Source organism: Hydrogenophaga sp. (genome assembly GCF_011772445.1).
In the GTDB taxonomy this organism is placed as follows: domain Bacteria; phylum Pseudomonadota; class Gammaproteobacteria; order Burkholderiales; family Burkholderiaceae_C; genus Hydrogenophaga.
In genome coordinates this window covers 230,799-253,569 of record NZ_WVZN01000005.1, presented here as the reverse complement: position 1 = coordinate 253,569, position 22,771 = coordinate 230,799, and the positions used below count along the sequence as shown (strand labels likewise).

The following is a 22,771-nucleotide window of genomic DNA, read 5'->3' as shown; positions in this document are numbered from 1 at the left end:
ACCTCCGCGCCAGTGCTAGCTTTTCGTACCGTCACTTATTGCACTGAAAACGAGGAGACCCCAGAATGCTCCAACCTAGTCGAGTGCCAATGTCCTCGTTCTGCGTCTTCAGTTCAAGGTGCTACACGTGCATTAGGCATTCCACTCGCCAAGCAGCAGACATCACTCGCGCTCTATGACACGGAGCAGCGCCGTTCTACGCTTCGACATGGGGCCAAACGCCTTCGTGACCCCTTCAACGGGTTTCCCTGCCTGCAATGAGTCAAGGATGTCAGCCCAGTCCTGCATGATTACCTTGCGGGACTCCACAAACTTCGTGTGATCGTAGGGCGCGCGCGATGAGTCCTTGCTCTTTTTGGAATGAGCGAGTTGAAGATCGACCCGCTTCTCCGGATATCCCAACAGTCCAAGGATCGTCGTTGCGGTCGAGCGGAAGCCATGGGACGAAAACCGTCCGCCATAACCCATGCGCTTGAGTGCTTGATTGAGCGTCGTTGCCGACATCACTTGTCCCGGCTTTCTGTAGCTCGGGAACAATACTTTGCCGCCGCCAGTTAGAGCATGTAGTTCCCTAAGAGCGGCCACCGCCTGCCGTGACAGGGGAACCAGATGGGGGCGTCGCATCTTCATGCGCTCGGACGGAATCGACCACATGGCGTTGTCCAGGTCGAACTCTTCCCAGGAGGCCTTGCGCAGTTCTACGGTGCGCACGTAGGTCAAAGCCATCAGCTTGAGGGCGAGGACTGTCGTCTGGTAACCCCCTTCGTTGTCCACACGATTGAGAAAGTCCGGGATCTCTGCCCATGTCAACGGAGGGTTGTGGCGGACCTGAGGGCGCTTGACCAGTCCCTTGAGCAAGGCGGCAGGATCGTATTCGCAGAGACCTTGGGCAGCCGCATAACTGAAGATTTGCCCACACCACTGGCGGATGAGGATCGCCACAGTCTTCGCGCCACGAGCCGCCACATCCTTGATGATGGGGCGCAGATGTGGAGCCCTGATGCTGCTGATCGGCAACTTGCCAATCCGGGGGAAAACATCCTTCTCAAGGTAGCTGGTGACCTGGTTGGTGTAGTACTCGCTCCAGTGAGCATTGCTGACGATCCACTCCCGAGCAACGGTCTCGAACGTGCGTTCGTATGTGTCGGCCTGGAGGGCGATCGCCGCCTTTTTCTCCACGATGGGGTCGAGGCCCTTCTTGACCAACGCCTTTGCCCGGTCCCGTTCCGCACGGGCTGCCTCCAGCGTGACCTTTGGGTACACCCCGATTGAGTACACCTGTTCAGCGCCGCCCAGCCGGTAGCGGTACCACCAGAGCTTGGAGCCGTTGGGCTGAACGCGCAAAAAGAGGCTGCCTCCGTCCCGGAGTTGGTACACCTTGGGCCTGGGCTGCGCCGTTTCCACTTTGCGCGCCGAGAGAAGATTGAGTGCTGTGAGTGCCATGTGTATAACGCCTCCAGTTTGGCCCGTTACACACTCCATTACACACATGAGCACTGGATTTGTCCAGCTTTCAGAATCGCTCGATGGACGATCAACCCTTTAAAAACATAGACTTAGAGTTGTTCCATGGAGGTTGATAGACGCCAGTAGACCTCAATCGTAGTTATCCACCATGAGGACCTTGATGCCGCTCATTCCAGGCCCTCCTCGACCAGCTCGGCCGCACGCATCAGTGCGCGCGCCTTGTGTTCCGTCTCCCTCCACTCCATCTCGGGGACCGAATCCGCCACCACGCCGGCCGCGGCCTGCACGTAGAGCACCTGGTCCTTCACGATGGCCGTGCGGATGGCGATGGCCACGTCCATGTCCCCCGCGTAGCTGAGGTAGCCGCATGCGCCGCCGTAGATGCCGCGCTTGACCGGTTCGAGCTGGTCGATGAGTTCCATGGCGTGCACCTTGGGCGCGCCCGTGAGCGTGCCGGCCGGGAAGGTGGCCTTGAGCACGTCCATGTTGGTCATGCCTTCGTTGAGGATGCCTTCGACGTTGCTCACGATGTGCATCACATGGCTGTAGCGCTCCACGGCGAACGCCTCGGTCACCTTCACGCTGCCGATCTTCGCGATGCGTCCGATGTCGTTGCGCGCCAGGTCGATCAGCATCACGTGCTCGGCGCGTTCCTTCGGGTCGTTGACCAGTTCAAGTTCGGTGGCCTTGTCCTTCTCGGGGGTGGCGCCGCGCGGGCGCGTGCCGGCCAAGGGGCGGATGGTGATCTTCTGCCCCTCGTCGGTGTGCTCCTGACGCACCAGGATCTCGGGACTCGCGCCCACCACATGGAAATCCCCGAAGTGGTAGTAGTACATGTAGGGCGAGGGGTTGAGCGAGCGCAGCGCGCGGTAGAGCGACAGTGGCGACTCGGTGTAACGCTTCTGGATGCGCTGGCCGACCTGCACCTGCATGAAGTCGCCCGCCGCGATGAGCTCCTTGGCGCGTTCCACGGCCGCCAGGTAGTCGGCCTTGGCGAAGCCGCGCTCGGCGGGGTGGGCTTGCGTGGCCTTCACCTGAGGCGCGCTGACCGAGTACTTGAGTGCCTCCTTCAGTTCGCGCAGGCGCTTCTTGGCGGCGCTGTAGGCCTCGGGCTGGCCAGGGTCGGCGTAGACGATGAGGTAGAGCTTGCCCGAGAGGTTGTCGATGACCGCGAGTTCCTCGCACTGCAACAGCAGGATGTCGGGACAGCCCAGGGCGTCGGGCGGGCAACTCGCTTCCAGCTTCTTTTCGACGTAGCGCACGGCGTCGTAACCGAAATAGCCGGCCAGGCCGCCGCAGAAGCGCGGCAGGCCCGGGCGCAGCGCCACCTTGAAGCGCTGCTGATAGGCGGCGATGAAGTCCAAGGGGTTGCCGTGCGCGGTTTCGACCACCTCGCCATCGCGCACCACCTCGGTCTTCGCCTCGGCGCCGAAGCCACTGGCGCGCAGCAGCGTGCGCGCGGGCAGGCCGATGAAGCTGTAGCGCCCGAAGCGCTCGCCGCCCACCACCGATTCGAGCAGGAAACTGTGGCGGCCATCGCCGCGCCCGTGGGCGAGTTTGAGGTAGAGGGAGAGCGGGGTTTCGAGGTCGGCGAAGGCCTCCAGCATCAGCGGGATGCGGTTGTAGCCCTGCTGGGTGAGGCTCTTGAATTCCAGTTCGGTGATCATGTTCGTTCCATCCGTCCGGGGCCGTGCGAAGCGGTGAATGCAGGCGGCCGGGGGTTCCATCGGTCCGGCAGGCAGCGCTGCCGGGGGGCGTTGCGGGCGTGGGCGGCGCTCAGGCGCCAGGCCGGTCCCCGCAAGGGGAGAGGTGCACGTTCAGGCTGGCTTGCGCCAGGGCCAGGCTCCCCCGCCGAAGTGGCGCGGCAGCGAGCCGTGGGTGAGCGTGCAGGGACGAAACATGGTGCGCGCACTATATCAAAGCACCGCGACAAGCCGCCCGGCGCGTGCGGACGATCACGCCGCCAAGCTTTCGTTCTAGTGCCTTACCCCCTGGTCCGGCATCCCCCGTGCTGGGAAAATCCCCGAAATCGAACGATCGTTCACTTTTCGGACTCGCAACGATGCGGCACAACCCCTTGAGTGCGCTGGCCCTGGCCGGCGCTTTTTTCTGCGCCAGCTTCTCGGCCCAGGCCGCCACCATCGACGTGGCCGGGGTGCCGCTGGAGGAGCGTGTCACGGTGGCGGGCAGCCCGCTGGTGCTCAATGGCGCGGGCGTGCGCTACAAGGCCGTGTTCCAGGTCTACACGGCGGGGCTGTACCTCACGGCCAAGGCCGACACCACCGAAGGCGTGCTGGGCAACAGCGGCCCCAAGCGCATCACCATCACCATGCTGCGCGACATCGACGCAGCCGAACTCGGCAAGCTGTTCTCGCGCGGCATGGAGGACAACATGGACCGCGCGGCCTTTTCCAAGCTGATTCCCGGCGTGCTGCGCATGAGCCAGATCTTCGCGGCCTACAAGAAGCTGAACAAGGGCGACACCTTCACGGTGGATTGGGTGCCCGGCACGGGATCGGTGCTGACGGTGCGCGGCCAGGTCGAGGGCGAGCCGTTCAAGGAACCCGCCTTCTTCGACGCGCTCATGCGCATCTGGCTGGGCCCCAAACCCGCCGACTGGCAGCTGAAGGACGCGCTGTTGGGCAAAGCCCGCAGCAGCAACCGCCCATGACGGGCTGAGCGCCGGCCATCCCCCGAAACGGCCCCGCCGCGCGACGGGCGGCGGCATCCTGGGTACGGTACGGGGTTTTCCTCGTCACAGAAGGCATCCGCACACCATGCTCCGTCGACAAGTCCTCCAGGCCGCCGCGATCGGCGCCGTCCCGCTGCTGGCCCGCGCACAGGAAGCCGGCGACATCGTGGTCGCCCACATCGGCCCGTTCACCGTGCTGCCCGCGCCGGACGCCAAGGAATTGCACGAGGGCGCGCTGGCCGCCTTCGCCGACATCAACGGCAAGGGCGGCATCGCGGGCCGCAAGGTGGAGCTGCTGCGCCTGGACGACGCCTACTCCTTCGACGGTTTCAAGGCCCGGCTGGCCGAGGCCATGCCGCGCAAGCCGCTGGCGCTGCTGTCGCCGCTGGGTTCGGTCACGCTCAAGCAGATGCTGGACACGAAACTGCTCGATCAGACGGACGTGGTCGTCATCAATGCGGTGCCCGGCGCGGCCGTGCTGCGCGAGCCCGGCCACCCGCGCCTGTTCCACATCCGCGCCGGCGATGACCAGCAGATCGCCAAGATCGTGTCGCACGCCCAGGCGCTGAACATCAAATCCATGGGCGTGCTGTACCAGAACATCCCCATGGGCTCCTCGGGCCTGGCCTCGGCCAAGGCCGCCGCGCAGGGCACGGGAATGGAGGTCATCGGGGCGGAGTCAGGCACGGACGTGGCCGAACTCGCGAAGGCGGCCCAGCAGATCGCCGCCAAGAACCCGCACTCGGCCATGGTCATCGGTGCGCCCAAGTTCATGGGCCAGGGCGTGGCCGCGCTGCGCGCCGCCGGCGTGTCGCAGCAGCTGTTCACCTTGTCCTATCTGCCGGCGCCCGCCCTGAAGGCCCTGGCCAGCAGCGGCGCGCGCGGCGTGGGCATCGCCCAGACCTTTCCCAACCCGAACGGCTCCAACACCCCGCTGCAGCGCCTCTTCAAGTCCGCCATGCAGCGCGCGCACCCCGAGATCAAGACCTACACGCCGTTCCACCTCGAGGGCTATGTGAGCGCGCAGATCTTTGCCGAAGCGGCGCGCCGCGCCCGACCGCTGACGCCCGCCGGGCTCACCGACGCGCTGCACCGCATGGGAGAGATCGATTTCGGTGGTTTCCGCGTGGACTTCAGCAAGGGCAACGAAGGCAGCCAATGGGTGGACATCGGCGTGGCCACCGCCGAGGGTCGGCTGCTCTACTGAAGGCGGGCCGGCAACTCGTCGAGCCGGTCCAGATAGGCGTCGGCGTCCACGCCGCGCACCGGCTCGCCGTGGTTGTAGCCGTAGGTCACCAGCGCCACCGGGCAGCCCGCCGCGCGCGCGGCCAGGGCGTCGTTGAGCGAGTCTCCCACCATCAGCGTGCGTGAGGGCTCGCTGCCCAGAGCCTTGCACGTCTCGATCAGGGGCAACGGATCGGGCTTGCTGCGCGCGAAACTGTCGCCGCCGAACACCTGCGAGAAGTAGGGCGCCAGGCCCTTGGCCCGCAACAGCTCGCGCGCGAAGCCGAGCGGCTTGTTGGTGACGCAGGCCAGCGCCAAACCTTGGTCCCGCAGGGCCTGCAGGCCTTCCACCACGCCGGGATACACCTCGCTGTGCGCGCCGTTGGTGGCGGCGTAATGCCGCTGGTAGCTGACCCAGGCCTCGTCCAGCCGCGCCTGTGCGCCCGCCCCGTCGAGCCCGCCGTGCACCAGCGCGGACCGGATCAGGTGCATCGAGCCCTTGCCCACCATGCGCTCGATGTCGGCGCGGCCCACGACGGGGCAACCGAGTTCGCGCAGCGTGGCATTGAGCGCGACGTCGAAGTCGCCGAGGGTATCGACCATCGTGCCATCCAGGTCGACGATGGCCGCACGGATGCCGCGCAGCATCACGCCAGCGCGACGCGCATCTGATCGATCACGGCCTTGTAGTCGGGCTTGCCGAAGATCGCACTGCCGGCCACGAAGGTGTCGGCTCCCGCGTCCGCCACGCGGCGGATGTTGTCGGGCTTGATGCCGCCGTCCACCTCCAGGCGGATGTCCCGGCCGCAGGCCTCGATGCGCCGGCGCGCGTCCTCGATCTTGCGCAGCGCCGAGTCGATGAAGCCCTGGCCGCCGAAGCCGGGGTTGACGCTCATGATGAGGATGAGGTCGATGTCGTCGATCAGCCAGTCGAGCACGTCGAGCGAGGCCGCCGGGTTGAAGGTGAGGCCGGCCTTCACGCCGCGCGCCTTGATGGCCTGCACGCTGCGGTGGGCGTGGGTGCTCGCGTCGGGGTGGAAGCTGATCAGATCGGCGCCCGCCTCGGCGAAGGCCTGGGCCAGCGCGTCCACCGGTTGCACCATCAGGTGCACGTCGATGGGCACCGGCACGCCATCGGGCGTCTTCGCGTGCGGCTTGAGCGCCTGGCACACCATGGGCCCGAAGGTGAGGTTGGGTACGTAATGGTTGTCCATCACGTCGAAGTGGATCCAGTCGGCACCGGCGGCCACCACGTTGCGCACCTCCTCGCCCAGACGGGCGAAATCGGCGGAGAGGATGGAGGGGGCGATGCGGTAGGTGGTCATGGCATGCATGGGACGGCGGGGATCGAAGCCCGGCATTGTCTCAGGCCACGCCGACCGGCGCAGCCCGCGGGTAACATGCCGCCCATGCCCAAGTACCTCTTCACCTGCGAGGCCGAGCCGCAATACCTGAGCGAGCAATCCGCGCCCGAGGAAGAGCTCTACGCCTTCGCCTACACCATCACCATCACCAACCACGGCGAGGCCACCGCGCAGCTCATCGCGCGGCACTGGATCATCGAGGACGCGCATGGCCACACCGAGGAGGTGAAGGGCCTGGGCGTGGTGGGTCACCAGCCGCTGCTGCGCCCGGGCGAGTCGTTCCAGTACACCAGTGGCACCCGCCTGCGCACGCCCACCGGCGCCATGCGCGGCAGCTTCTTCTGCGTGGCCGAGGACGGCGAGCGATTCGAGGCGGCCGTGCCCGAGTTCGCCCTGCGCGCGGGTGGCGGCGCGAGCGACGGCCCGTCCTCGCGCGTGCTGCACTGACTCTCACCGCTGGGGCCCGCATGGACCTGCAAGAGCTCCTCGATTCGATGGCGCCCGAGGCGCCGCTGGCGCAACGCCACCTGTGGCTCGCCAACGCCCTGGCCTGGGTGCGCGGCGACGCGCTCGACGTTTCCGGCGCGATCTCCCGCGTGCGCCTGTTCGTCGGCGCGCTGGAGAGCGACCCCGCGCTGCGCGAGCGCTGGCATGCCTGGCTGCGCGCCTTCGTGGCGGGCGTGGACATCACCCCCTTGCTGGCCGACTTCGGTTTCGCGCCACGCACCGCGTTCCTGAGCGAGCTGGGCCACCGCCTGCGTCGCAAGCTGCTGCCCGGCACCCCCGAGACGCGCGACCTCGCCGAACTCTTCTCGCTGCTGCTGCCCTCGCCCTTCGACGTGCGCTGGATCAAGGCGCTGGACACCGCCACGCTCGGGCGGCTGGCCGTGCTCACCCCCGAGCGCGGCACCCAGGTGTGGAACGAGTCGCTGATGGACGCGCTGACCTTCTGCACCAGCCAGGTCAGCGCCACCGGCTTCGCCTCCGAGATCCGCATCCGCATGTCGGCCGAGGCCCAGGCCGAGCGCCCCTTCCACGAGCTGCCCGGCGTGTTCGAGGCGCTGCGACGCGAGGTGCGCGTGCACGGCCCGCGCAGCGCCGAAGCCGACCAGGCCGCCGACCGCCTGCGTGAGCAGCTCGACGCCTGCCGCCACGCCGCCTACACCGTCTACCACCACCTCGAGGAGCACGGCGTGTCGGTGGGCATCGTGTTCCGCCTGCGCCAACTGCGCGAGCGCATCGTGCGCATCAAGCAGTTGCTGGACTGCCTGCTGGCCGATCAGCCGGGCCGCGCCAATGCGGCCCTGCTGGCCGACCTGGTGCAGGTCGGCATCGAGAACCGCAGCGTGCGGGCGCTCATCGCCAGCAGCTCACACCTTACCGCCGCCAAGGTGGCCGAACGCAGCGCCGAGAGCGGCGAGCACTACATCACCCGCAACGCGGCCGAGTACAAGGAAATGCTCGGCAAGGCCGCTGGCGGCGGCTTCGTGCTGGGCTTCACCACCTGGATCAAGTTCGCACTCTATGGCCTGGGACTCTCGGCCTTCTGGGGGGGCTTCGCGGCCGGCTTCAACTACGCGGCCTGCTTCGTGCTCATCATGCTGCTGCAGTGGACGGTGGCGACCAAACAGCCCGCCGTGACCGCGCCCGCCATGGTGGCCAAGCTGCGCGACATCAAGGCCACCGGCGCGGTGCGCCGCTTCATCGACGAGGTCGCGCACCTGTTCCGCTCGCAGATCGCGTCCATCCTGGGCAACGTGGGCATGGTGGTGCCCACGGTGCTGCTGATCAGCGCGCCGCTGCTGTTCCTCACCGGCGAGGCCATGATCGGCCCCGAGCAGGCGCAGCATGTGCTGCACAGCCTGCACCTGCTGGGCCCCACGGCCCTCTTCGCCGCCTTCACGGGGGTGCTGCTGTTCGCCAGCAGCATCGTCGCGGGCTGGGTCGAGAACTGGTTCGTCTTCCACAAGCTCGACTCGGCCATCACCCACAACCCGCGCTTCACGCGCGTGCTGGGGCGCGAGCGGGCCGCGCGCTGGGCCACGTTCGCGCGCGCCAACGTTTCGGGTCTGGCGGCCAACATTTCGCTGGGCTTCATGCTGGGCCTGGTGCCGGTGTTCGCGCAGTTCTTCGGCCTCGGGCTGGACGTGCGCCACGTCACCCTCTCTGCCGGCCAGCTCACGGCCGCCGGCTTCGCGCTCGGGCTGGACGTGCTGCGCGAGCCCGCCTTCTGGTGGGCCGTGGCCGGCGTGCTGGTGGTGGGCCCGCTCAACCTCACGGTGAGCTTCTACCTGGCCTTTCGCCTGGCGCTGCGGGCGCAGGCCATCAGCACCGGCAACCGCCAGCTCATCCGTGTGGCCATGCGCCGACGCCTGCGGGCGGCGCCGCTGAGCTTCCTGCTGCCACCGCGTGCACGTCCCGACGGCGGCGACGACGGCGATGCCACCGCGCCTTCCGCGCATGGGTGAGTTCGAACTGATCGCGCGCCACTTCACGCGCGCCGCGCCTGCGGGCAGCGCCGTGGTATTGGGCGTGGGCGACGACTGCGCCCTGCTGCAACCCACGCCGGGCCACCAGCTCGCCATCAGCAGCGACATGCTGGTGGAGGGCCGCCACTTCTTCGCCGGCGCCGATCCCGAGGCTTTGGGCCACAAGGCGCTCGCCGTCAATCTGTCCGACCTGGCCGCCATGGGTGCCCGCCCGCTGGGCTTCACGCTGGCGCTGGCCCTGCCGTCGGCCGACGAGGCCTGGCTTGCGCCCTTCGCGCGCGGCCTGTTCGCGCTGGCCGACGCGCACGCCTGCCCCTTGGTGGGCGGGGACACCACGCGCGGGCCGCTCACCATCAGCCTCACAGTGTTCGGCGAATTGCTGCCCGGCCGCGCCCTGCGCCGCGACGCCGCACGCGCGGGTGACGAGCTGTGGGTCAGCGGACGCACCGGCGAGGCGCGACTGGCCCTGGCGCTGCGGCGCGGCGAGCCCTGGGCACGCGGTGAACTGGCCGAGGTGCAGGCGCGCATGGACCGCCCCACGCCGCGCCTGGCGCTTGGCCAGGCCCTGGCCGCCACCGACGGCGTGCGCGCCGCGCTGGACGTGAGCGACGGCCTGCTGGGCGACCTGGGCCACATCCTCAAGGCCAGCCGCGTGGGCGCGGAGATCGAGACCGCCGCCTTGCCAGTGGCGCCCGCGTTGCTGGCACTGGACGAGCGGCACCGGCTCGAGTGCCTGCTGGCCGGCGGCGACGACTACGAGCTGCTGTTCACGGCGGATGTTTCGGCCCATGCCGACGTGCTAACGGCGGGCGAACGCGCCGGCCTGGCCGTCACGCGCATCGGGCGACTCACCACCGCGCCCGGCCTGCGGCTCCTCGACGCCCGGGGTCGCGAACAGCGCCTGAGCGAGCGCGGCTTCGACCACTTCGCCAACTGAGCACCCGAGGCCAGGATGCGCAGGACGCGCCGCCTATGATTCCGGCCATGACCGCCGCGCCTCACGCCCGCCCCAGCTGGCGCTTCCTCATCGCCCACCCCGCCCACTTCATCGCGCTCGGCGCGGGCGCGGGCCTGTCGCGGCTGGCGCCGGGCACCTCGGGCACGCTCTGGGCCTGGGTGGCCTGGCTGGTGCTCGATCCCGTGCTCACGTCCACCGCCTGGGGCCTGCTCATTGCCTCGGCCACGCTGATCGGCTGGTGGGCCTGCACCGTCACGGCGCGGCACATGGGCGTGGCCGACTCGGGCCACATCGTGTGGGACGAGGTCGTCGCCTTCTGGCTCGTGCTCTGGCTCATCGCACCCGGCGGCTTCTGGGCCCAGCTGGTGGCCTTCGCGCTGTTCCGCTTCTTCGACGCCGTGAAGCTGGGCCCCATGGCCTGGGCCGACCGGACCTTCAAAGGCTTTGGCCCGCGCGGCGGCTTCGGCATCCTGCTCGACGACTTCGCGGCGGCGTTGTGCACGCTGCTGGTCATCGCGCTGTGGCGCTTCTGAACATGGACCTCACCGATCTCGTGACCGAACTCGCCACACGCCTGCGCGCGCGCGACTGGATGATGGCCAGCGCCGAGAGCTGCACCGGCGGCCTGATCGCCGCCGCCTGCACCGAACTCAGCGGCTCCAGCGACTGGTTCGAGCGCGGCTTCGTCACCTACTCCAACGCCGCCAAGACCGATTCGCTGGGCGTACCCGCCTCGCTCATCGCGGCACACGGCGCGGTGAGCGAGCCGGTGGCGCGCGCCATGGCCGCGGGCGCGGTGGCGCACTCGGCCGCGCACTGCGCGCTGTCCGTCACCGGCGTGGCCGGTCCCACGGGGGGCAGCGCCGACAAGCCCGTGGGCACCGTGTGGTTCGGCTGGAGCACGCCGGCCGGCGTGACCACGGAACACCGCCGCTTCGACGGCGACCGCGCCGCCGTGCGCGCCCAGGCCGTGCGGCATGCGCTCGCCGGCCTGCTGCAACGCCTGCCCTAAGCCCCTCGCATGGCCGACGCCTTCAAGCTGCTCATCAACCCCGAGACCGTGGCGCACACCGCGCGCCACCTGCGCCGCGCCTGGCGCGGCTTCGACGCCGATCGCTTCTCGGCCATCGCGCTCGATGGCCAGGACGGCCTGGAGTTCAAGGCCCGCGCGCACCGCCTGGCCGACGCGCTGCAGGCCACGCTGCCCGCCGACTTCGACCGCGCCTGCGGCGTACTGGAAGCCGCGCTCGCACCGCCATTGGCGCTGGACGCCCACGGCGAGCCGGTGGGCCTGCAAGGGGCACAGCCGCAGGGCGTGTCGGGCTGGGCGCTGTGGGGCGCGGGCGAGTGGGTGGCGCGCGCCGGCCTGGGCGAGCCCGAGCGCGCCCTGCTCTGCCTGCGCGAGATCACGCAGCGCTTCACGGCCGAGTTCGCCATTCGCCCCTTCATCGCGCAGCGGCCCGAGGCGGTGTTCCCCTTGCTCGAGCGCTGGACGGGTGATGGCAGCGCCCACGTGCGCCGGCTGGTGAGCGAGGGCAGCCGCCCGCGCCTGCCCTGGGGCCTGCGCCTGCAGGCCCTGGTGGCCGATCCGGCCCCCACCCTGCCCCTGCTGCGCGCGCTGCAGAACGACGGCAGCGCCTACGTGCGCCGCAGCGTGGCCAACCACCTCAACGACATCGCCAAGGACCACCCCGCGCTGGTGGCCGACTGGGTGCGCGAGCACCGGGTGGGCGCCAGCGCGGCGCGCGAGGCCTTGTTGCGCCACGCCAGCCGCGGTCTCATCAAGGCCGGCCACGCGCCCACGCTCGCGGCCTGGGGCCTGGCCCACGGGCTCAAGGGCGAGGCCACGCTGAAGCTCACGCCCGCCAAGGTGGCGGTGGGCGGCATCCTGCGGCTCGAGGCCACGCTGCGCTCCCGCGCGCGCACCGCCCAGACGCTCGTGATCGACTACGCCGTGCACCACGTCAAGGCCAATGGTTCGGCCTCGCCCAAGGTGTTCAAAGGGTGGAAGCTCGAACTCGCGCCGGGCGAGACCCGCGCGCTGGGCAAGGCGCATTCGTTGCGCGAGGTGACGACGCGCCGCCTCTACCCCGGTCGCCACCGCGTGGAGCTGCTCGTCAACGGCGTGGCGGTGGCCGAGACCGCGTTCGATCTGCTGGCCTGAATCAGGCCCTGAGGATGTGCGCCGCCAGCCCGCGCCGGGGCGCCGGCTGCACCGCTGGCGCGTGACCCAGGCGCGCCCACATCTGCACGGTGAAGCGCGGCGCGCTGGCCTGCAGGCGCTCGTGGACCTCGCGGTACAGCGCACCCATCTCCGGGTACTCCTGCAAGGCCTGCGAGATGGGCTGCATCGACAGCCCCTGCGCCGTGGCCGCGAGCTGCGCCCGCACCCAGGCCCGCCCGGCGTTCACCTGCGTCACCCGGTCATTGCCCTCGGTCACCAGCCAGTAGAAGGCCGGCGTGGTGTCGATCTTCGCGTTGAAGTCGTCGATCTGCCCCTGGACCGCGCGGTCGCCCGGCGCGGGCGCGACGCTGCGGTCGAACAGCCCCAGCGCGGTGACCACGCGCACCAGCGGGTCGTTGACCGACAGGCCGTCGCGGTGCTGGGCGATCTCGCGTGGGCCCACGCGCAGCACCTTGAACGATTCGAGCACGGTGCGTGGCGTGGTGAGCTCGATGCGCCAGGCTTCCTTGGCAATGCGCCGCTGGTGCGCGATGGCGTCCGCCTCGTCGGCTGTGACGAAGCCCGTGCGGAACGGGTAGGCCGAGGCGCTGTGCGCGATGGCCTCCCGCTCCGTGGCCCCGGGCACGCGGGCGTCGTAAGCCTCACGGTTGGTGCGGCGGTGCAGCACCTGGGCGAACAAGGGGTCGGGTCTCACGCTGGCGTCGGGCACCAGGCGGATGCGCGCGGTGGGCCGCGCATCCACCGAGGCCGGGCCGAACGCGCCCTCGGGAAACAGGTCGATCTGAGCGCGCAGGCCTTTCTGCCGCGCGGCCTGATCGAGCAGTTCGATGAAGCTGCCCTGGCTCATGAGCATCTGGCGCGAGAACGGATCGGTCTCGGGCAGCAGGCGTGTGCGGTCGATGAAGAGCGTGATCTCTTCAGGCACCGACAGGTCCACCAACCAGCTCTGCAGGTTGTGCGAATGCGGCGCGAGCAGCGCGAACGACAGGGCCCAGCGGCGCGGATCGGTCTCTTCGCCCGGGCCCTTCCAGGCCGCGATCGCTTCATCGGGCAGCGCGCTGCTGCAGCCCGGCAGGCCCGCGGTGGCCGCTGCGATGGCGCCGCCACCGGCAAGACGAAGAAGGGAACGGCGGTGCATGGTGGGCTCCTGGTGGCTGGTGGATGGCGCCATTGTCGAAAGCCCGGCCCTCAACAACAATTGACGAACATCAAACACCAGCCATGCAGAAATGAATGACCCAGGCTTCAACTGGTCGCTGATCCGCTCGTTCCTGGCCGCGCTCGACCAGGGCAGTCTCATGGGCGCTGCGCGCGCCCTTGGCCTGCACCAGCCCACCGTGGGCCGGCACATCGCCGAGCTGGAGGCTCAGCTCGGCCTGACGCTGTTCGAGCGGACCGGGCGCGGCCTGATTCCCACGCCCGACGCCCTGCGGCTGGCCGAATCGGCGCGCGGCATGGCCGCCGCCGCCGCCCAGCTCGCGCGACGCGCCAGCGGCGCGCAGCACGGCCTGCAGGGTGCCGTGCGCCTGAGCGCCAGCCAGCCCGTGGCCTGCACGCTGCTGCCCCCGCTGCTCGTGCAGCTGCGCGCGGCCCTGCCCGACGTGCAGATCGAACTGGTGGTGAGCAACGCGGTGAGCAACCTGCTGCAGCGCGACGCCGACATCGCCATCCGCATGGTGCCCCCGGACCAGGGTTCGCTGGTGAGCCGGCGGGTGGGCCAGGTGGCCATCGGCGCCTACGCCCACCGCGACTACCTGCGCCGCCGCGGCACGCCGCGTCAGCCCACCGACCTGCTGCAGCACGAGCTGATCGGCAACGACCGCCAGACCGACATCGTGCGTGGCTTCGCGGCGCTGGGGCATGCGGTCACGCGCGAACACTTCGCGCTGCGCACCGACGACCTCATCGCGCACGAGGCGCTGGTGCGCGCGGGCGCCGGCATCGGCTTCCTTGCGCGCTACGCGGCGCGCCAGCACGCCGAGCTGGTGCCCCTGTTGCCGGGGCTGCCGATCCCGCCGCTGCCCATGTGGCTGGCGGTGCACCGCGAGATCCGAAGCAACCCGCGCGTGCGCGCGGTGTGGGACGGGCTCGCGGCATCCCTGCCCGGCGCGCTGGGTTGAATGCCCCAGGCGTCATCCCCCACTCCTATACTGGCCGGCCAAGCAACGACTTCAGGAGATCGCCATGGGGTTCTTCACGACCATCCTCGACAAGCTGGGCCTGTCCACCGCCAATGCGGCCACGCCGACCGCCTCGGCGCCAGCGCCGGCGCCCATGGCCGCACCCAGCCCGGCACCGGCCACCACGGCACCCGCGCCGGCCGTGGTCAACCCCATCGCCATGGTGGACGTGGTCGCGCAACTGGAAAAGCGCGCCGCCGCCAACCCGCAAAAGCTCAACTGGAAAACCTCCATCGTCGACCTGCTCAAGCTGCTCGACATGGACAGCAGCCTGCAGGCGCGCAAGGAACTGGCCAAGGAGCTCTACTGCCCCGACGAGTACATGAACGACTCGGCCAAGATGAACGTATGGCTGCACAAGAACGTGCTCGGCCACATCGCGGCCAATGGGGGCAACGTGCCCAAGGAGTTGCTGGACTGAACGAGCGGTTTCGACTGCCCGCATGATTCGCGTCCACCACCTCAACCACTCGCGCTCGCAGCGCGTGCTCTGGCTCCTGGAAGAGCTGGGCCTGCCCTACGAGATCGTGCGCTACGAACGCGACCGCCGGACCATGCTCGCGCCGCCGGAGCTCAAGCGCGTGCACCCGCTGGGCAAATCGCCCGTGGTCACCGATGGCGCGCTGGTGCTGGCCGAATCCGGCGCCATCCTGGAAACCCTGGTGGAGCGCCACGGCCCGCAGTTGCGGCCCGACCCCGCCTCACCCGAGTTCCTGCGCTACCGCTACTGGATGCACTACGCCGAAGGCTCGCTGATGCCGCCGCTGCTGCTGAAACTGGTGTTCGACCAGGTGGAGAAGGCGCCACTGATCGTCCGGCCTGTGGCGAAAGCCATCTCGGCCAAGGTCAAGCGCCGCTTCATCACGCCCAACCTGACGCAGCACCTGGACTTCCTCGAAGCCGAGCTGGCCAGCGGCCCGTGGTTCGCCGGGCAGTCCTTCAGCGCCGCCGACGTTCAGATGAGCTTTCCGGTGGAAGCGGCCGTGGCTCGGGGCGGGCTTGATGCGAAGCGCCCGCGCCTGATGGACTGGCTGCGCCGCATCCACGACCGCCCCGCCTACCGCCGCGCGATCGACAAGGGCGGGCCGTTCGAGATCCTCGGCTGAAGCCCGGCGGCCTCGAACGCTCCCCAGGCGCCCTCAGGCGCCGTGGCACTTCTTGAACTTCTTGCCGCTGCCGCACCAGCAGGGGTCGTTGCGCCCGGGCGTGGCGGCCTGGCGCAGCGGCTCGGCGCGCGGGCCCAGCGCGGTCCAGATGCGGTACAGCTCGTACACGGCCCAGACCGCGCCGTAGAACTGGTCGAGCCGCGCGTCGCTCACGCTGGGCGCGGCCTCTTCGTCGTGCAGGTTCTGCGTCGGCACGCCGCGGTCGTCGTCCGTGAGCGCGCCGATGGTCTCCAGCGCCTCGGCGATCCAGCGCGCGGTTTCCTTGTCGCGCGGCGGCACCCACTCCTCGGCCCATTGCTCCACCACGTCGAAGAAGCCCTCGGCCCAGGCCTGCGCGTACGAAGGCAGCGGCTCGTCGCCCGCGGGGCGCTCGCCCTCGGGCATGGCGGCCACGGCACCGCGCAGATCGACCACTTCGGGGTGGTAGGCGCGTTCGTCGTCGAGCGTGCCCACCTCGGTGCCCAGTGCCTGGCGCACCTCGGCCTCGCGGCGGGCCCACAGCGCCATGAAACGCTCGTAGCGGGCGGTGTTCGGGAAATGCACCCCGTCGGCGTGCGGCACCGTGGGCAGCGGACCGGTGCCCAGCAGCACGGGCAACCACTCGGCCGGCGGCACGGGCCGGCGCGTGCACACCAGGGCCGTCAGGGCACCGTCCAGGTATTCCCACGGAGGCACATCCCCGCCCAGGGCGGCGAGCTCGTCCAGGATGGCGTCGAGCTCGTCAAAGTCACTGGCCTGCAAGGCGGAATCGGGGTCGGTGGTCATCGGCGGGCGGCGCTCGGGAATGGGCCCGACAGTGTAGTGCCGCCCATCGCGCGGCCCGGGTGCGGCTTGCCGGGTTTCAGTGGCGCGTGTGCCCCGAGGGCGCAGCCGGGCCCATGGCCAGCGAGGCCAGCGCGCTCGGACTTGGGGCCTGTTCGACCGGTGACTGGTGCGTGGCCGGTGCCGGCGCTTCGTACACGCTGCGCCAGGCGTTCTGCAGGCTTTGCCAGACGCCGGGTTTCACGGTCATGGCATCGGGCTCGTCCATCAGGATGGGAAACATGGCGATCTCCTTCGCGGCAGGCCCTGGAAAACCGGCTGCGCGTCGCCTGCCCGGCGCGCGCGGTGGTGTCTGAATTCAAGCCATTGTTCGCTTGTTCAAAACACGCCCCAATAATGCGCATGCAGGATTTTTTGCCCCCGACCAGACGACGAACGCCCATGCTTGACCGACTCAACGCCATCTACCCGGTGCGCTACACCGCGCTCGGCCTGTGCGCCTTCATCGCGCTGCTGAGCCTGTTCACCTTGGTGGCGTTCGGCGTCGGCGGCGTCTGGTTCCTGCTGTTCGGTGCGCTCACGCTGCTGGGCCTGTGGGACCTGCGCCAGACGCGCAGCTCGATCCTGCGCAACTACCCGGTGATCGGCCACCTGCGCTTCATGCTGGAGTACATCCGGCCCGAGATGCGCCAGTACTTCATCGAGAGCGACACCGAGGCGCAACCCTTCTCGCGCGCCCAGCGCAGCCTGGTCTACGCACGCGCCAAGGGCGAGACCGACAAGCGCCCCTTCGGCAGCCAGGTCGACATGCTGAGCAACGGGCACGAGTGGATCAACCACTCGATCGCGCCGACCAGCCTGCCCTCGCACGACTTTCGCGTGCGCATCGGCGGCCCCGACTGCGCGCAGCCCTACGAGGCCAGCGTGTTCAACATCTCGGCCATGAGCTTCGGCGCGCTGTCGGCCAACGCGATCCAGGCGCTCAACGCGGGCGCGCAGCGCGGCGGCTTCGCGCACGACACGGGCGAAGGCTCGATCTCGGCCTGGCACCGCCTGCACGGCGGCGATTTGATCTGGGAGATCGGTTCGGGCTACTTCGGCTGCCGCGACGACGACGGTGCGTTCAGCGCGGAGAGGTTCGCCGCCAACGCGCTCGACCCGCAAGTGAAGATGATCGAGATCAAGCTGAGCCAGGGCGCCAAGCCCGGCCATGGCGGGGTGCTGCCGGGCGCCAAGGTCACGGCCGAGATCGCGGCCGCACGCGGTGTGCCCGAGGCGGTGGACTGCATCTCGCCCGCGGCGCACAGCGCGTTCTCCACGCCGATGGAGCTGATGGAATTCATCGCCAAGCTGCGCTCGCTCTCGGGCGGCAAGCCGGTCGGCTTCAAGCTCTGCATCGGCCACCCATGGGAATGGTTCGCCATGGTCAAGGCCATGCAGAAGAGCGGCATCACGCCCGACTTCATCGTGGTCGATGGCGCCGAGGGTGGCACCGGCGCAGCGCCGCTGGAGTTCACCGACCACGTGGGCGCGCCGCTGCAGGAAGGCCTGCGCCTGGTGCACAACACGCTGGTGGGCGTGAACCTGCGCGACCGCATCCGCATCGGCTGCGCGGGCAAGGTGGTGAGCGCCTTCGATATCGCGCGCGCCATCGCCATCGGCGCCGACTGGTGCAACAGCGCGCGCGGCTTCATGTTCGCGCTGGGCTGCATCCAGGCCCAGCACTGCCACACCGGCCAGTGCCCCACGGGTGTGACGGCGCAGGACCCGCTGCGCCAGCAGGCGCTGGTGGTGCCCGACAAGGCCGAGCGCGTCTGGCGCTACCACCAGAACACACTGAAGGCGCTGAAGGAGCTGGTGCAGGCTGCCGGCCTGCAACACCCCGGCGAGATCAGCGCGCAGCACATGGTGCGCCGTGTGAACGACAACGAGGTGCGCCTGCTGGCCAACCTGCTGCCCACCACCTCGCCGGGCGCGCTGCTGGACAACGACGCCGAAGGCGAGCACGCCGTGTTCACCACGTGGTGGCGGCGAGCGAGCGCCGACAGCTTCTCTCAGCAGGTCTGAGGCCGCGCCTCAACTGCGCGACGGGTCCTCGTTCACGCGCTCGTCGCGCAGCAGGCGGCCGCGCGGGTCGTAGAGCTTGCGGCGCAGCAGCACGCCACGCTCTCCGTATTCCTCTTCGCGCTGCATGGCGCCGCCAGGCGCGTGGTACTGCTGCCAGCCGAACAGGCGGCCGTTGCGCTCGCGGTTGAGGGCGGCTTCGGTGCCGTCCTCGTAGAAGCTGCGCGTCTCGCGCAACTCGTCGCGGCCCAGGTGGCGGATGGTCTGCTCCAGCTTGAGCTGGCCATTGAGGTGCCACTGGCGGATGCGCCGCTCGCGCCCGCCGACCCACTCCACCTCCTGCGTGACCTGGCCCGACTCGGCGAACTCGCGCCCCACGCCCTCGCGGCCGTGGTACTGCTCGGGTGGGGGCTCGACCAGGTCGATCTCGTGACGCAGGCGGCCCGAGGGGTAGTAGACGCGCTTGATGCGGCGGTCGGGCGCGAGGGTGTTGTCGACGAACTCCTCGCTGCGCACCACCCCACCCTGAGGATTCACGATGACCTGGCGCATCAGCACACCGCGCCGGTGGCTCAGGGTGCCCAGCGGTTTGCCGGGTTCGCCGTAGAGCGTGACCTCGGCGAGTTCGCCGCCATGGCCACAGGGCTCGCGGTCCTCGGGCAGCAGGCTGGTCGGGGCGCAGCGCAGCTCGGCCAGGCTGCCGTCGCTCCAGCGGCGCAACAAGGCCATGGCACGGCGTCCATCGGCGCTCATTGCGCGCTGAAGGGTGGAACCGTCGGGCATGGCGCAGCGCTGCTGGCCGGCCGGGCCGATGGGGCCGCAGCGCGGCTCGTCGTCGGCCCAGGCGGGTGGCAGGGCAGTCAACAGGCCCGCCAGGCCCGCGGCGCGCCAGGCGTTCATGCGCCCGCCCTCTCGGCCTGCGGCGCCCACGAACGGGTCACCTGCACACCGACCCGTGCGAGGCGGCGCGCCAGCGCCAGCACCTGCGTGTCCTTGCTCAGCAGGGCCGCGCCGTGGGCCACGGCGAGGTCGATGAAACGCTGGTCGTCCGGGTCGCGACAGGTGAAGGGCGACTTGTCGGCCGGTTCAAGGCGGCGGACATGGCGATCGAAGGCGGCCAGCACGGCATCGCTCCCGGCGTCGTCAAGTCGGCGCGCGAGGTGCGGGTAGTCCAGCACGCGCCGCAACTCGTCACGCATCGCCGCCGTCGCGATCCAGGTGACGCGTCCATGCGCCAGCGCCGCGCGCAGCGGCGCCACGGCAGGGTCGTCGAAAACGAACAGGTCGAGCACGACGTTGGTGTCGATGACGACCTGGTCCATCCTCAGGCCTTCTCGGGGTTCGCCGGGCGCGGGGCGCGCGCGGTCAGGTCGAAGCGGAACAGACGGCACTCGATGGGCCCGTTCCACAGCGGCACGCGGCGCGACTCCTTGAAGCGCATGCGCCCGGGCAGCTTCAGGTCGGGCGTGAGCAGCCAGGCGCTCCAGCCGGCGTAGTGCGATTTCCAGTGCGCGGCCAAGCGCTCGAAGAAGGCGTCGGCGGCTTGGCCGTCTTCGTCGCGGGCCTGTTCCCGGCCGCGCACGCTCGCGCGCTCGGCCGCGTTGCGGCCGGCCACGCCCGCCGCCGCGATGCGCTCACCATACGGCGGGTTGAGCAGCAGCACCCCCGCGCGCGGGCTGGGCGGCAGTCGCTGCAGCGCGTCGCCGCCGCGCAGCTCGATGGCCTGGGCCACGCGCGCGCGCTCGGCGTTGCGCTGGGCGAAGTCGACCATGCGGAAGGCCACGTCGCTGCCGAAGACGATCGGCGCCTGTCCCTCGGGCCAGGGCCTTTCGGCCGCACGCGCTTCATCGCGCAGGGCCTGCCACACGTGCGGCTGAAAGGGCAGCAGCTTCTCGAAACCGAAACGGCGCTGGCCACCCGGCGCGATGTTGAGCGCGATCTGCGCGGCCTCGATGGGCACGGTGCCGCTGCCGCAGCAGGGGTCGACCAGGGGCGGCACTTCGGCCAGCGTGGCGGCCTCGCGCGCCTGCGTGTCCCAGCCGGTGGCCACGATCATGGCGGCGGCCAGGGTTTCCTTCAGGGGCGCGTCGCCCTTGTCCTCGCGCCAGCCGCGTTTGAACAGCGGCTCGCCCGTGGTGTCGATGTAGAGCGTGAGCGTCTCGGCCGTGAGGTGACCGAACAGGCGCACGTCGGGCCGCTGCGTGTCCACGCTGGGGCGCTCGCCACGCTTGTCGCGGAAGCGGTCGCACACCGCGTCCTTGATGCGCAGCGCGGCGAAGTTCAGGCTTTTGAGCGGGCTGTGCTGCGCGGTCAACTCGACCTTGATGGTCTGCTTCGGCGTGAACCAGATCTCCCAGGCCACCTCGGCGGCTGCGGTGTAAAGGTCCTGCTCGGCGCGGTACGGCCCGTGCCACAGGCGCACCAGCACGCGCTGCGCGAGCCGGCTGTGCAGGTTCAGGCGCAGCGCATCGCGCCACGAGGCCTCCAGCGAGACACCACCACGCGAGCGCTGCATGGCCTCGACGCCGGTGATGCGCTGCACCTCGGCGGCGAGGAAGTCCTCCACGCCGGCGGCGCAGGGGAGGAAAAGCTGGAGCTGGTTCAAAGGGACTTTCGCAGGTTCGCCGGCGCGATGCGCATGGCCTCGCGGTATTTGGCCACGGTGCGGCGCGCGCACTCGATGCCCTGCTCCTTGAGCAGGTCGGAGAGCTGGTTGTCGGACAGCGGCTTGGCCGGTGCCTCGGCGGCGATGAACTGCTTGAGCAGCGCGCGCACCGCCGTGCTGGAGGCGTTGCCGCCGGTTTCGGTGCCGAGCGAGGAACCGAAGAAGTACTTGAGCTCGTAGGTGCCGAAGGGCGTGGCCATGTACTTGGCGGTGGTCACGCGGCTGATGGTGGATTCGTGCAGGCCCAGTTCGTCGGCGATCTCGCGCAGCACCAGCGGGCGCATGGCCAGTTCGCCGTGCATGAAGAAGTTGCGTTGGCGCTCGACGATGGCGCTGGAGACGCGCAGGATGGTGTCGAAGCGCTGCTGGATGTTCTTGATGAACCAGCGCGCCTCCTGCAGGCGCTGCTGCATGGCGGCGTGTCCGCCCTCGCCACCGTCGCGCCCGCCGCGGTTCTGGCGCAGGGCGTTGGCGTAGACGTCGTGCACGCGCAGGCGGGGCATCACGTCGGGGTTGAGGATGACCTTGAAGCCGCGCCCGGCGCGCGTGACGATGACGTCGGGCACAACGACGTTGCGCTCGACGTCGACGAAGCGGCGGCCCGGCTTGGGCTCGAGCCGCGCGATGAGCGCGAGCGCGCCGCGCACGGTGTCTTCGTCGGTGCGGCACAGATGCACGAGCTTGCGGATGTCGCGCTTGGCGATGAGCTCGAGCGGTTGCGCGCAGATGGCCAGCGCCGCGCGCGCCTCGGGCGTGTTGCGCAGCTCCAGGATCTGCAGCTTGAGGCACTCGGCGAGATCGCGCGCGCCCACGCCAGGCGGGTCCATGTGCTGCAGCAGCTGCAGGTTCGTGCGCAGCAGTTGCTCGCAGGCCTCGCGGCGTTCGATGGCTTCGGGGGAATCGGCGTCGCTGCCGTCGTCGCCCCGCAGGCGCAGCAGCGCGAGCGCGAGTTCGGGCAGCGGGTCGCTCAGGTAGCCGTCGTCGTCGAGCGATTCGATCAGGAAGAGCAGCGCGGCGGCGTCTTCGTCGGACAGGCGCAGGCAGCGCGCCTGTTCGTGCAGGTGGTCCTGCAGGGACACCAGCGCACGCGCCAGATCGGCCGCACTCGCTGTGTCGTCGTCATCGCCCGAGCCCTGGCTGCGCGGTGGGGCGTCGCCGCCCCATTCACTGTCGTCGGGCGCCACCTCCACGGTGCCGTCGCCGTCCCAGCTTTCCTCCATGGGCGAGGCGCCGTCCAGGGTCGCTTCGACGCCTTCACCGTCACCACCGTCGGAGACATCGGTGGCGGTGCTCGTGGTCGGCGCGGCCGCGTCGGCGATCTGTTCACCCGCGTTCACCGGCGCGTCGGTGGCGGCCAGGCCGAACTCCTCCCGCTCCAACCCGTCGTCGGCCCGCTCCAGAAAGGGGTTTTCGTCGAGCATCTGCTCGACCTCCTGCGCCATCTCCAGCGTGGAAAGCTGCAGCAGGCGGATCGACTGCTGCAACTGGGGCGTCAGCGCCAGGTGCTGCGAAACGCGAAGGGAAAGGCTCTGTTTCATCGCGGACCAGTCACGGT

The 22,771-nt window shown here is 69.7% G+C and carries 23 protein-coding genes; 12 read left to right on the top strand and 11 right to left on the bottom strand.

Annotated features, from left to right (window positions below; all coding sequences use genetic code 11):
- Positions 1-162: 162 nt before the first annotated feature.
- Positions 163-1,443, bottom strand: coding sequence for an integrase arm-type DNA-binding domain-containing protein (locus GTO19_RS02760; RefSeq protein ID WP_003060765.1), 1,281 nt, complete (start codon positions 1,441-1,443; stop codon positions 163-165).
- 191 nt (positions 1,444-1,634) lie between these two features.
- A complete protein-coding gene (gene trpE / locus GTO19_RS02755) occupies positions 1,635-3,134 on the bottom strand; it encodes an anthranilate synthase component I (protein ID WP_291018238.1) in 1,500 nt (499 codons plus the stop codon).
- A gap of 395 nt (positions 3,135-3,529) precedes the next feature.
- On the opposite strand from trpE, the gene GTO19_RS02750 reads away from it, so the two are divergent.
- Complete coding sequence (locus GTO19_RS02750; RefSeq protein WP_291018235.1) at positions 3,530-4,138, top strand: chalcone isomerase family protein; 609 nt, start codon at positions 3,530-3,532, stop codon at positions 4,136-4,138.
- A gap of 106 nt (positions 4,139-4,244) precedes the next feature.
- Positions 4,245-5,366, top strand: a complete 1,122-nt coding sequence (locus GTO19_RS02745; RefSeq protein WP_291018232.1) for an ABC transporter substrate-binding protein — start codon at positions 4,245-4,247, stop codon at positions 5,364-5,366.
- Here GTO19_RS02745 and gph read toward each other — a convergent pair.
- Positions 5,360-6,031 carry a phosphoglycolate phosphatase gene (gph, locus tag GTO19_RS02740; RefSeq protein WP_291018229.1) on the bottom strand — a complete coding sequence of 224 codons (672 nt, stop codon included), beginning with the start codon at positions 6,029-6,031 and terminating at the stop codon, positions 5,360-5,362. The genes GTO19_RS02745 and gph overlap by 7 nt on opposite strands.
- Positions 6,031-6,708, bottom strand: a complete 678-nt coding sequence (rpe, locus tag GTO19_RS02735) for a ribulose-phosphate 3-epimerase (protein ID WP_291018275.1) — start codon at positions 6,706-6,708, stop codon at positions 6,031-6,033. The genes gph and rpe overlap by 1 nt, the downstream gene beginning before the upstream one ends.
- Positions 6,709-6,792: 84 nt before the next feature.
- Between rpe and apaG the strand changes: the two genes are divergently transcribed.
- The 6 genes from apaG to GTO19_RS02705 are packed head-to-tail and all read left to right on the top strand — an operon-like array spanning position 6,793 to position 12,358.
- Positions 6,793-7,194 (top strand): Co2+/Mg2+ efflux protein ApaG, encoded by a 402-nt coding sequence (apaG, locus tag GTO19_RS02730; protein WP_291018226.1) that lies wholly within the window; start codon positions 6,793-6,795, stop codon positions 7,192-7,194.
- A 20-nt stretch (positions 7,195-7,214) separates the two neighbouring features.
- Positions 7,215-9,215, top strand: coding sequence for a site-specific recombinase (locus GTO19_RS02725; RefSeq protein WP_291018225.1), 2,001 nt, complete (start codon positions 7,215-7,217; stop codon positions 9,213-9,215).
- Positions 9,208-10,173 (top strand): thiamine-phosphate kinase, encoded by a 966-nt coding sequence (gene thiL, locus GTO19_RS02720; RefSeq protein ID WP_291018222.1) that lies wholly within the window; start codon positions 9,208-9,210, stop codon positions 10,171-10,173. Before GTO19_RS02725 ends, thiL begins: the two co-directional genes overlap by 8 nt.
- A gap of 47 nt (positions 10,174-10,220) precedes the next feature.
- Positions 10,221-10,727 carry a phosphatidylglycerophosphatase A gene (locus tag GTO19_RS02715; protein ID WP_291018220.1) on the top strand — a complete coding sequence of 169 codons (507 nt, stop codon included), beginning with the start codon at positions 10,221-10,223 and terminating at the stop codon, positions 10,725-10,727.
- A 2-nt stretch (positions 10,728-10,729) separates the two neighbouring features.
- Complete coding sequence (locus GTO19_RS02710; RefSeq protein ID WP_291018217.1) at positions 10,730-11,206, top strand: CinA family protein; 477 nt, start codon at positions 10,730-10,732, stop codon at positions 11,204-11,206.
- Between the two features lie 9 nt (positions 11,207-11,215).
- Complete coding sequence (locus GTO19_RS02705; RefSeq protein WP_291018214.1) at positions 11,216-12,358, top strand: DNA alkylation repair protein; 1,143 nt, start codon at positions 11,216-11,218, stop codon at positions 12,356-12,358.
- A 1-nt stretch (position 12,359) separates the two neighbouring features.
- Here the strand turns inward: GTO19_RS02705 and GTO19_RS02700 are convergent, their stop codons facing one another.
- Positions 12,360-13,517 carry a twin-arginine translocation pathway signal protein gene (locus GTO19_RS02700; RefSeq protein WP_291018212.1) on the bottom strand — a complete coding sequence of 386 codons (1,158 nt, stop codon included), beginning with the start codon at positions 13,515-13,517 and terminating at the stop codon, positions 12,360-12,362.
- A 91-nt stretch (positions 13,518-13,608) separates the two neighbouring features.
- Here GTO19_RS02700 and GTO19_RS02695 point away from each other — a divergent pair, with 91 nt between their 5' ends.
- From GTO19_RS02695 to GTO19_RS02685, 3 genes are all read left to right on the top strand, one after another.
- Entirely contained in the window at positions 13,609-14,499 is an 891-nt protein-coding gene (locus GTO19_RS02695) for a LysR family transcriptional regulator (RefSeq protein WP_291018209.1), read from the top strand.
- Between the two features lie 64 nt (positions 14,500-14,563).
- On the top strand, positions 14,564-14,980 hold the full coding sequence (locus GTO19_RS02690; RefSeq protein WP_291018207.1) for a DUF3597 domain-containing protein: 417 nt from the start codon (positions 14,564-14,566) through the stop codon (positions 14,978-14,980).
- A 22-nt stretch (positions 14,981-15,002) separates the two neighbouring features.
- On the top strand, positions 15,003-15,665 hold the full coding sequence (locus GTO19_RS02685; RefSeq protein ID WP_291018204.1) for a glutathione S-transferase: 663 nt from the start codon (positions 15,003-15,005) through the stop codon (positions 15,663-15,665).
- Between the two features lie 33 nt (positions 15,666-15,698).
- On the opposite strand, the gene GTO19_RS02680 is transcribed toward GTO19_RS02685, so the two are convergent.
- A complete protein-coding gene (locus GTO19_RS02680) occupies positions 15,699-16,490 on the bottom strand; it encodes a UPF0149 family protein (protein WP_291018201.1) in 792 nt (263 codons plus the stop codon).
- 76 nt (positions 16,491-16,566) lie between these two features.
- Positions 16,567-16,770, bottom strand: coding sequence for a hypothetical protein (locus GTO19_RS02675; RefSeq protein WP_291018198.1), 204 nt, complete (start codon positions 16,768-16,770; stop codon positions 16,567-16,569).
- Between the two features lie 158 nt (positions 16,771-16,928).
- Between GTO19_RS02675 and GTO19_RS02670 the strand changes: the two genes are divergently transcribed.
- A complete protein-coding gene (locus tag GTO19_RS02670; protein WP_291018195.1) occupies positions 16,929-18,554 on the top strand; it encodes an FMN-binding glutamate synthase family protein in 1,626 nt (541 codons plus the stop codon).
- A 9-nt stretch (positions 18,555-18,563) separates the two neighbouring features.
- Here GTO19_RS02670 and GTO19_RS02665 read toward each other — a convergent pair whose 3' ends face one another.
- From GTO19_RS02665 to GTO19_RS02650, 4 genes are read right to left on the bottom strand one after another with little or no spacing between them, the layout of a single operon-like run.
- Positions 18,564-19,451 (bottom strand): hypothetical protein, encoded by an 888-nt coding sequence (locus GTO19_RS02665; protein ID WP_291018192.1) that lies wholly within the window; start codon positions 19,449-19,451, stop codon positions 18,564-18,566.
- Positions 19,448-19,873 carry a putative toxin-antitoxin system toxin component, PIN family gene (locus GTO19_RS02660; protein WP_291018189.1) on the bottom strand — a complete coding sequence of 142 codons (426 nt, stop codon included), beginning with the start codon at positions 19,871-19,873 and terminating at the stop codon, positions 19,448-19,450. Before GTO19_RS02660 ends, GTO19_RS02665 begins: the two co-directional genes overlap by 4 nt.
- Positions 19,874-19,875: 2 nt before the next feature.
- A complete protein-coding gene (locus tag GTO19_RS02655) occupies positions 19,876-21,156 on the bottom strand; it encodes a THUMP domain-containing protein (protein WP_291018186.1) in 1,281 nt (426 codons plus the stop codon).
- Positions 21,153-22,754: an RNA polymerase factor sigma-54 gene (locus tag GTO19_RS02650; protein WP_291018183.1), complete on the bottom strand. Its 1,602-nt coding sequence runs from the start codon at positions 22,752-22,754 to the stop codon at positions 21,153-21,155. The genes GTO19_RS02655 and GTO19_RS02650 overlap by 4 nt, the downstream gene beginning before the upstream one ends.
- Positions 22,755-22,771 lie beyond the last annotated feature (17 nt).

Excerpts from the sequence above, each read along its gene's own strand:
- GTO19_RS02760 (WP_003060765.1), bottom strand. The coding sequence starts at position 1,443 with ATGGCACTCACAGCACTCAATCTTCTCTCGGCGCGCAAAGTGGAAACG.
- trpE (WP_291018238.1), bottom strand. The coding sequence starts at position 3,134 with ATGATCACCGAACTGGAATTCAAGAGCCTCACCCAGCAGGGCTACAAC.
- GTO19_RS02750 (WP_291018235.1), top strand. The coding sequence starts at position 3,530 with ATGCGGCACAACCCCTTGAGTGCGCTGGCCCTGGCCGGCGCTTTTTTC.
- GTO19_RS02745 (WP_291018232.1), top strand. The coding sequence starts at position 4,245 with ATGCTCCGTCGACAAGTCCTCCAGGCCGCCGCGATCGGCGCCGTCCCG.
- gph (WP_291018229.1), bottom strand. The coding sequence starts at position 6,031 with ATGCTGCGCGGCATCCGTGCGGCCATCGTCGACCTGGATGGCACGATG.
- rpe (WP_291018275.1), bottom strand. The coding sequence starts at position 6,708 with ATGACCACCTACCGCATCGCCCCCTCCATCCTCTCCGCCGATTTCGCC.
- apaG (WP_291018226.1), top strand. The coding sequence starts at position 6,793 with ATGCCCAAGTACCTCTTCACCTGCGAGGCCGAGCCGCAATACCTGAGC.
- GTO19_RS02725 (WP_291018225.1), top strand. The coding sequence starts at position 7,215 with ATGGACCTGCAAGAGCTCCTCGATTCGATGGCGCCCGAGGCGCCGCTG.
- thiL (WP_291018222.1), top strand. The coding sequence starts at position 9,208 with ATGGGTGAGTTCGAACTGATCGCGCGCCACTTCACGCGCGCCGCGCCT.
- GTO19_RS02715 (WP_291018220.1), top strand. The coding sequence starts at position 10,221 with ATGACCGCCGCGCCTCACGCCCGCCCCAGCTGGCGCTTCCTCATCGCC.
- GTO19_RS02710 (WP_291018217.1), top strand. The coding sequence starts at position 10,730 with ATGGACCTCACCGATCTCGTGACCGAACTCGCCACACGCCTGCGCGCG.
- GTO19_RS02705 (WP_291018214.1), top strand. The coding sequence starts at position 11,216 with ATGGCCGACGCCTTCAAGCTGCTCATCAACCCCGAGACCGTGGCGCAC.
- GTO19_RS02700 (WP_291018212.1), bottom strand. The coding sequence starts at position 13,517 with ATGCACCGCCGTTCCCTTCTTCGTCTTGCCGGTGGCGGCGCCATCGCA.
- GTO19_RS02695 (WP_291018209.1), top strand. The coding sequence starts at position 13,609 with ATGAATGACCCAGGCTTCAACTGGTCGCTGATCCGCTCGTTCCTGGCC.
- GTO19_RS02690 (WP_291018207.1), top strand. The coding sequence starts at position 14,564 with ATGGGGTTCTTCACGACCATCCTCGACAAGCTGGGCCTGTCCACCGCC.
- GTO19_RS02685 (WP_291018204.1), top strand. The coding sequence starts at position 15,003 with ATGATTCGCGTCCACCACCTCAACCACTCGCGCTCGCAGCGCGTGCTC.
- GTO19_RS02680 (WP_291018201.1), bottom strand. The coding sequence starts at position 16,490 with ATGACCACCGACCCCGATTCCGCCTTGCAGGCCAGTGACTTTGACGAG.
- GTO19_RS02675 (WP_291018198.1), bottom strand. The coding sequence starts at position 16,770 with ATGTTTCCCATCCTGATGGACGAGCCCGATGCCATGACCGTGAAACCC.
- GTO19_RS02670 (WP_291018195.1), top strand. The coding sequence starts at position 16,929 with ATGCTTGACCGACTCAACGCCATCTACCCGGTGCGCTACACCGCGCTC.
- GTO19_RS02665 (WP_291018192.1), bottom strand. The coding sequence starts at position 19,451 with ATGAACGCCTGGCGCGCCGCGGGCCTGGCGGGCCTGTTGACTGCCCTG.
- GTO19_RS02660 (WP_291018189.1), bottom strand. The coding sequence starts at position 19,873 with ATGGACCAGGTCGTCATCGACACCAACGTCGTGCTCGACCTGTTCGTT.
- GTO19_RS02650 (WP_291018183.1), bottom strand. The coding sequence starts at position 22,754 with ATGAAACAGAGCCTTTCCCTTCGCGTTTCGCAGCACCTGGCGCTGACG.